Annotated in this window: 8 protein-coding genes; all 8 read right to left on the bottom strand. The window is 63.6% G+C overall.

Going from position 1 to position 6,904, the window contains the following annotated elements; all coding sequences use genetic code 11:
* A partial coding sequence (gene sthA / locus QMX85_RS15400) for a Si-specific NAD(P)(+) transhydrogenase (RefSeq protein WP_282342264.1) occupies positions 1-980 on the bottom strand: 980 nt, incomplete at its 3' end.
* A 171-nt stretch (positions 981-1,151) separates the two neighbouring features.
* Positions 1,152-1,382 (bottom strand): (Na+)-NQR maturation NqrM, encoded by a 231-nt coding sequence (gene nqrM / locus QMX85_RS15395; protein ID WP_282342262.1) that lies wholly within the window; start codon positions 1,380-1,382, stop codon positions 1,152-1,154.
* Positions 1,379-2,305, bottom strand: a complete 927-nt coding sequence (locus QMX85_RS15390) for an FAD:protein FMN transferase (RefSeq protein WP_282342270.1) — start codon at positions 2,303-2,305, stop codon at positions 1,379-1,381. Before QMX85_RS15390 ends, nqrM begins: the two co-directional genes overlap by 4 nt.
* 88 nt (positions 2,306-2,393) lie before the next feature.
* Complete coding sequence (gene nqrF, locus QMX85_RS15385; protein ID WP_282342260.1) at positions 2,394-3,617, bottom strand: NADH:ubiquinone reductase (Na(+)-transporting) subunit F; 1,224 nt, start codon at positions 3,615-3,617, stop codon at positions 2,394-2,396.
* 16 nt (positions 3,618-3,633) lie between these two features.
* Positions 3,634-4,242, bottom strand: a complete 609-nt coding sequence (gene nqrE / locus QMX85_RS15380; protein ID WP_273233035.1) for an NADH:ubiquinone reductase (Na(+)-transporting) subunit E — start codon at positions 4,240-4,242, stop codon at positions 3,634-3,636.
* A complete protein-coding gene (locus tag QMX85_RS15375) occupies positions 4,242-4,916 on the bottom strand; it encodes an NADH:ubiquinone reductase (Na(+)-transporting) subunit D (protein WP_273233138.1) in 675 nt (224 codons plus the stop codon). Before QMX85_RS15375 ends, nqrE begins: the two co-directional genes overlap by 1 nt.
* Positions 4,913-5,701, bottom strand: a complete 789-nt coding sequence (locus QMX85_RS15370; protein ID WP_282342256.1) for a Na(+)-translocating NADH-quinone reductase subunit C — start codon at positions 5,699-5,701, stop codon at positions 4,913-4,915. The genes QMX85_RS15375 and QMX85_RS15370 overlap by 4 nt, the downstream gene beginning before the upstream one ends.
* A complete protein-coding gene (locus QMX85_RS15365; RefSeq protein WP_282342254.1) occupies positions 5,694-6,902 on the bottom strand; it encodes an NADH:ubiquinone reductase (Na(+)-transporting) subunit B in 1,209 nt (402 codons plus the stop codon). The genes QMX85_RS15370 and QMX85_RS15365 overlap by 8 nt, the downstream gene beginning before the upstream one ends.
* Between the last annotated feature and the right edge of the window lie 2 nt (positions 6,903-6,904).

Raw genomic sequence — 6,904 nt, 5'->3', positions numbered from 1 at the left:
GAGCGGCCCTGGTCGTAGGCGGCGCTGGCCAGCGCCGGCCAGCCGATCACGTCGCCCGCGGCATAGACGTTGGAAGCGCTGGTGCGGTAGTGCTCGTCGACGTCGATCTGCCCGCGGCTGTTGACCTTCACGCCGATGTTCTGCAGGCCGAGACGGTCGGTGTTGCCGGTCCGCCCGTTGCACCAGAGCAAGGCGTCGGCCTTGATCTTCTTGCCGGACTTCAGGTGCAGGATCACCCCGTTGTCCAGCCCCTCGATGCGCTCGTACTCCTCGTTATGGCGAATCAGCACGTTGTTGTTGCGCAGGTGATAACTCAGCGCATCGGAGATTTCGTCGTCGAGGAAGCTGAGCAACTGGTCGCGGTTGTCGATCAGGTCGACCAGCACGCCAAGGCCGCTGAAGATCGAGGCGTATTCGCTGCCGATCACCCCAGCGCCGTAGATGATCAAGCGCCGCGGCGTGTGGTTCAGCTGCAGGATGGTGTCGCTGTCGTAGACCCGCGGGTGGCTGAAGTCGATGTCCACCGGGCGATAGGGTCGCGAGCCGGTGGCGATGACGATCTGCTTGGCCACCAGCCTTTCCACCACGCCGTTCAGGCAGACCACTTCGACGGTCTGCTCGTCGGCGAAGCTGGCGGTGCCGAAGAAGGTGTCGATGCGGTTGCGCGCATAGTAGCCGGTCCGCGAGGCGACCTGCTTGGCGATGACGCGCTCGGCGTCCTTGAGTACGTCGGGGAAAGAGAACCAGCGCGGCTCGCCGATCTGGCGAAAGATCGGGTTGGTGTTGAACTGCATGATCTGCCGGACGGAGTGACGCAGCGCCTTGGAGGGTATGGTGCCGAGGTGGGTGCAGTTGCCGCCGACCAGGGGACGGTCGTCGATCACCGCGACCTTGCGCCCTGCCTTCGAAGCATTCATCGCCGCGCCTTCACCCGCGGGACCGGAACCCAGTACCACCACGTCGTAGCTGTAGACCGCCATATTTACTCCTTGAACGAGTCGGAACGCGTCACGCCTCCCGACAGGGTCGCGGCGCCAGGGGCTACCGCTTCTTTCGATGCCCGCTCCCCCGGCGACCACATCGCAATGCCCGCTGGCAGCAGGTTCACGAGCGTCAGGCTGGAACGTAGGCGAATCGATTCGCGCAGCACATTAGCGCTTGGTGGCGTCGTAGGCGAGCGTCGCGTCCACTACATCGTCGGCGCCGCGGTTGACCTCTTCGCAGATCTGCCGGTCACCGCTACAGATCGAGCACTCTTTCTCGATACCTAGCGCGGCGATGCCGCCGCAGGAGCCGGCGAGCGGCTTGCGCCCGGCCATCACGCCGATCGCCATGCCGCCCACGACCAGCAACATGACGGTGAATGCAGCGAGCCAGATCATGGTTCGTCCCCCTGCTCCACCAGCAAACGATCGAAGGCGGAGCTGCTATGGGTAACGAAGCCGTCACCCTGGTGAGTCACGAAGAACGCGGCGATCTGCTCGCGTTCGGCGAAAGCGGCGCCGGCTTCGGGACCGAGCACCATGAGCAGGGTAGACAAGCCGTCGGCACGCAATGCTGCACGGTCGATGACGGTCACCGCGGCCAGCGAATGGCGAATCGGTGCCGCGCTGCGGGGGTCCATGGTGTGCGAGTAGCGCTGGCCGTCCTGTTCGAAGTAGTTGCGGTAGTCCCCGGAGGTGGAAACGCCGTAACCATCCAGCGCAAGGATCTTCTGCGCGACCCGGGCATCGGTCTGCGGCGCCTCGATCGCGATGCGCCAGGGCGAGCCGTCGGGTTTGCGACCAACCGCCTTGAGCTCGCCGGTGGCCTCCACCAGGTAACTCTTCACACCCAGCTGCTGCAACCGCGCCGCGATGCGGTCCACGGCAAAACCGGCGGCGATACTGTTGAAGTCGACCTGGATCGGGCCGTCCTTGCATAACCGGTCATCCCGGATGTTCAGCCGCTGGTGGCCGAACTGCGCACGCACCGCCTGCAGCTCGTCTGCGCTCGGCACCCGGTCACCCTTCGCCCGCGGGCCGAACCCCCACAGGTTGAGCAAGGGCTCCACGGTCAGGTCGAAGGCACCGTCGCTGGCTTGGGACAGCGTCTCGCCAAAGCGCACCAGTTGAAGTACGTCGTCCGGCATCTTCTGGCAGGTGCCAGCCGGTGCATCGTTGAACCGCTCGATGTCCGAGTCGTCGCGGTAGGTCGACATTTGCCGATCGACGTCGGCGAGGACGCTCTCCACCAGCGGCTGCAATTCCTGCACCGAGGGCATGCCGCTGCCGCGCACGTACTTCACCGAATAGGTGCTGCCCATGGTCGGCCCGCCGAAACTCTCCAGCGAGCCGCCACAGCCGGCGAGCGCCGTGATCAGCACCAGCAGAACGGCCAGGCGCAACGGCGATCTAGCCACCGAAGTCGTCCAGCAGGATGTTCTCGCGCTCGACACCCAGCTCCGTCAGCATCTTGATCACCGCGGCGTTCATCATCGGCGGGCCGCACATATAGAACTCGCAGTCCTCGGGGGCCGGATGGTCCTTGAGGTACTGCTCGTACAGCACGTTGTGGATGAAGCCGGTGTAGCCACTCCAGTTATCCTCGGGCTGCGGATCGGAAAGCGCCAGGTGCCAGGTGAAGTTCTCGTTCTCCGCCTGCAGCCGGTCGTACTCCTCCACGTAGAACGCCTCGCGCAGCGAGCGCGCGCCGTACCAGAAGCTGATCTTGCGCTTGCTGCCCAGGCGCTTGAGCTGGTCGAAGATGTGCGAACGCATCGGCGCCATGCCGGCACCACCGCCGATGAAGACCATCTCGGCCTCGGTGTCCTTGGCGAAGAACTCGCCGAAGGGCCCGTAGACCGTGACCTTGTCGCCCGGCTTGAGGTTGAACACCCAGGACGACATCTGCCCCGGAGCAATGCCCTGCTTGCCTGGAGGCGGAGAAGCGATACGGATGTTGAACTTGACGATGCCCTTCTCGTCCGGGTAGTTGGCCATGGAATAGGCGCGGATCACCGGTTCTTCGACCTTAGACACGTGCTGCCACTGGTTGAAACGATCCCAGTCGCCGCGATATTCCGGCTGAACGTCGAAGTCCGTGTAGGAAACCTCGTGCGGCGGACACTCTAGTTGCACGTAGCCGCCGGCGCGGAAGTCGACGCTCTCGCCCTCGGGCAGGCGCAAGGTCAGTTCCTTGATGAAGGTGGCGACGTTGGGATTGGACTCGACGGTGCACTCCCACTTCTTCACGCCGAAGACCTCTTCCGAGACCTCGATGCTCATGTCCTGCTTGACGGGGGTCTGGCACGACAGGCGCCAGCCTTCTCGGGCCTGGCGCTTGGAGAAATGCGACTCCTCGGTGGGCAGCATCTCGCCACCGCCGGACTCGACGATGCACTTGCACTGCGCACAGGTGCCGCCGCCGCCGCAGGCCGACGAGAGGAAGATGTTGTTCGCCGCCAGGGTCTGCAGCAGCTTGCCGCCGGCCGGCACGGTGATGGTGCGCTCGCCGTTGATCTGGATACTGACGTCGCCGCTCGATACCAGCTTGGCACGGGCCATCAGGATCACCGCCACCAGCGACAGGACGATGGCGGTGAACATGCCGATGGCGAGGAAAATCTCGTAATTCATCTGTGCGTCCCTTCCGTTACAACTGCACGCCGGAGAACGACATGAAACCCAGCGACATCAGGCCGATGGTGATGAAGGTGATACCCAGCCCCTGCAACCCCTCCGGCACATCGCTGTACTTGAGCTTCTCGCGGATACCGGCGAGCAGCGCGATGGCGAGCGCCCATGACAACCCGGAGCCCACGCCGTAGACGGTGCTTTCGGCGAGGTTGTAGTCACGTTCGACCATGAACAGCGAGCCGGCCATGATCGCGCAGTTCACCGTGATCAGCGGCAGGAACACGCCGAGCGCGTTGTAAAGCGAGGGCACGTACTTGTCCAGGAGCATCTCGAGGATCTGCACGATGGCGGCGATCACCCCGATATAGCTGAGCAACCCGAGGAAGCTGAGGTCCACCTCCGGGAGCCCGGCCCAGGCAAGCGCGCCATCCTTGAGCAGATAGGTGTAGATCAGGTTGTTCGCCGGCACGGTGATGGTCTGCACCAGCACAACGGCGATACCCAGGCCAATGGCGGTTTCCACTTTCTTCGAGATGGCGATGAAGGTGCACATGCCCAGGAAGAAGGCCAGTGCCATGTTCTCGACGAAGATCGAGCGCACCAACAGGCTGACGTAATGTTCCATCAGTACGCCTCCTCGCGGGAAACCTGCGGCGCGATGCGGTAGCTCGGCGCCTCGCGCTGTTCCTTCTTCCAACTACGCAGCGCCCAGATGATCAGCCCGATCAGGAAGAACGCCGACGGCGGTAGCAGCAGCAGGCCGTTGGGCTGGTACCAGCCGCCGTCCTTGACCAGCGGGATGATCTCGATACCGAGCAGCTTGCCGGCGCCGAACAGCTCACGAACCACGCCCAGCACGATGAGCATCGCGCTGTAGCCCAGGCCGTTACCGATGCCGTCGAAGAACGACAGCAGCGGCGGGTTGGCCATGGCGAAGGCTTCGGCGCGACCCATCACGATGCAGTTGGTAATGATCAGCCCGACGAACACCGAGAGCTGCTTGGCCAGGCTGAAGGCATAGGCCTTGAGCACCTGGTCGACCACGATCACCAGCGAGGCGATGATCACCATCTGCACGATCATGCGGATCGAACTGGGAATCTGACGGCGGATCATCGAGATGAACAGGTTGGAAAAACCGGTCACAAGCGTCAATGCGACGGACATTACCAACGCCGTCTTCAGGTTCGAGGTGACCGCCAGGGCCGAGCAGATACCGAGGATCTGCAGGCCGATCGGGTTGTTGTTGAAGACGGGATTAAGCAGGACTTCTTTTATTGTCGGCTGCGCCACGATCAGGCCTCCCCGGCTTTAAGGTTGGTGATGAATGGGCCGAACCCGTTCTTGCCGAGCCAGAAATGTACGAGGTTGTTCACCCCGTTGCTGGTCAGCGTTGCGCCGGCAAGAGCGTCGACCTGGTGAACGGCATTGGGACTCTGCGGGTCCACGCCGCCTTTGATGACCTGGATGGCCAGCTTGCCGTCCTCATCGTAGAGTGTCTTGCCCGTCCATTGGGCACGCCATTTCGGGTTGTCCACCTCCCCGCCGAGGCCCGGCGTTTCGCCATGCTGATAGAAACCCAGGCCCACCAGCGTATCGAGATCGCCCTTGACCGCCATGAAGCCATACAGCGTCGACCACAGGCCATAACCGCGCACCGGAAGCACCAGCGTGTTCAGCTTGCCCTCGTCTTCCACCAGGTACACGGTGCTGTAGCGCTCACGCCGCTTGATCGAAGCGATGTCCGCCGCGCCTTCCAGCGCCTCGGATTCCTGCGGGTCCTTCGCTGCCTTCAGCGGATCGTAGGTGGCAGGGTCCTTCTCGTCGGTGAAGTGCCCGGTTTCCAGATCCACCACTCGCGGGCGGATACGCTCGACGAACAGCGCCTTGACCTCATTAGCCGACATGCCCGCCCGGCCAAGCCCGGCGATGGCAAGGATGCTGCGCTGCTTGTCTAGCTGGCGGTTTTCCACCTGGGTCGGGCGCAACGCCACCGCTGCGCCAGCGACGAACACCGAGCAGACGAGGCACACCAGCACCGCCACGAGCAGTGTCCGCAGCGTAGATTCCTTCTGACTAGACATTACGTGCCAGCCTCCGCTTGATGTTGACCTGAACGACGAAGTGGTCGATCAGCGGCGCACACAGGTTGGCGAACAGGATCGCCAGCATCATGCCTTCGGGGAAGGCGGGGTTGACCACGCGGATCAGCACCACCATCAGTCCGATCACCGCGCCGAAGATCCACTTGCCGGTGTTGGTCATGGACGCCGAAACCGGGTCGGTCGCCATGAAGATCATGCCGAAGGCGAACCCGCCGATCACCAGGTGCCAGTACCAGGGCATGGCAAACATCGGGTTGGTCGCCGAACCAATGGCGTTGAACAGCAGACTGGTGGCAATCATCCCGATCATCACGCCCGCGACGATGCGCCAGGCGGCGATCCGCGTGACCAGCAGCACCGCGCCGCCGATGAGGATCGCCAGGGTGCTGGTTTCGCCGATCGAGCCCTGCATGAAGCCGAGGAAGGCATCGCTCCAGGACAGCTGGCCGGCGAACTGCTCGACACCGCCGCTGGCTGCCTGGCTCAGCGCCGTAGCCCCGGCGAAGCCGTCCACCGCGGTCCACACCGCATCGCCGGACATCTGCGCCGGATAGGCGAAGAAAAGGAAGGCGCGACCGGTCAGCGCCGGGTTGAGGAAGTTCTTGCCGGTGCCGCCGAACACCTCCTTGCCCAGCACCACGCCGAAGCTGATGCCCAGCGCCACCTGCCAGAGCGGAATGCTCGGCGGCAGGATCAGCGCGAAGAGGATCGAGGTGACGAAGAACCCTTCGTTGACCTCATGGCCGCGCATCGAGGCGAACAGTACTTCCCAGAATCCGCCGACGATGAAGGTCACGGCGTAGATCGGCAAGAAATACACCGCGCCCTGGACGAAGTTGTCCCACAGGCTGGCCGGGTCGAAGCCGGCCAGCGCGCCGATCAGGCCGAAGCGCCAGCCCTCCTGGGCAGCGAGCAGCTCGGGGCTGGCGGCGTAGATGCGGTTGGCCTGGTAGCCGAGGTTCCACATGCCGAACAGCATCGCCGGGAAGGTACAGGCCCAGACGATGATCATCATGCGCTTGAGGTCGATGCCGTCGCGCACGTGGGAGGTGCCGAGGGTAACGCTGGCCGGGCTGTAGAAGAAGGTGTCGACGGCTTCGTAGAGCGCGTACCACTTCTCGTACCTGCCGCCTTTTTCGAAGTTGTGCTCGATCTTGTCGAGGAATGCGCGGATACCCATGG

The organism is Pseudomonas sp. PS02288, assembly GCF_029959715.1.
GTDB lineage: Bacteria > Pseudomonadota > Gammaproteobacteria > Pseudomonadales > Pseudomonadaceae > Pseudomonas_O > Pseudomonas_O kuykendallii.
Note: the sequence above shows the minus strand (reverse complement) of the source record. Positions and strands in the feature narration are given on the sequence as shown.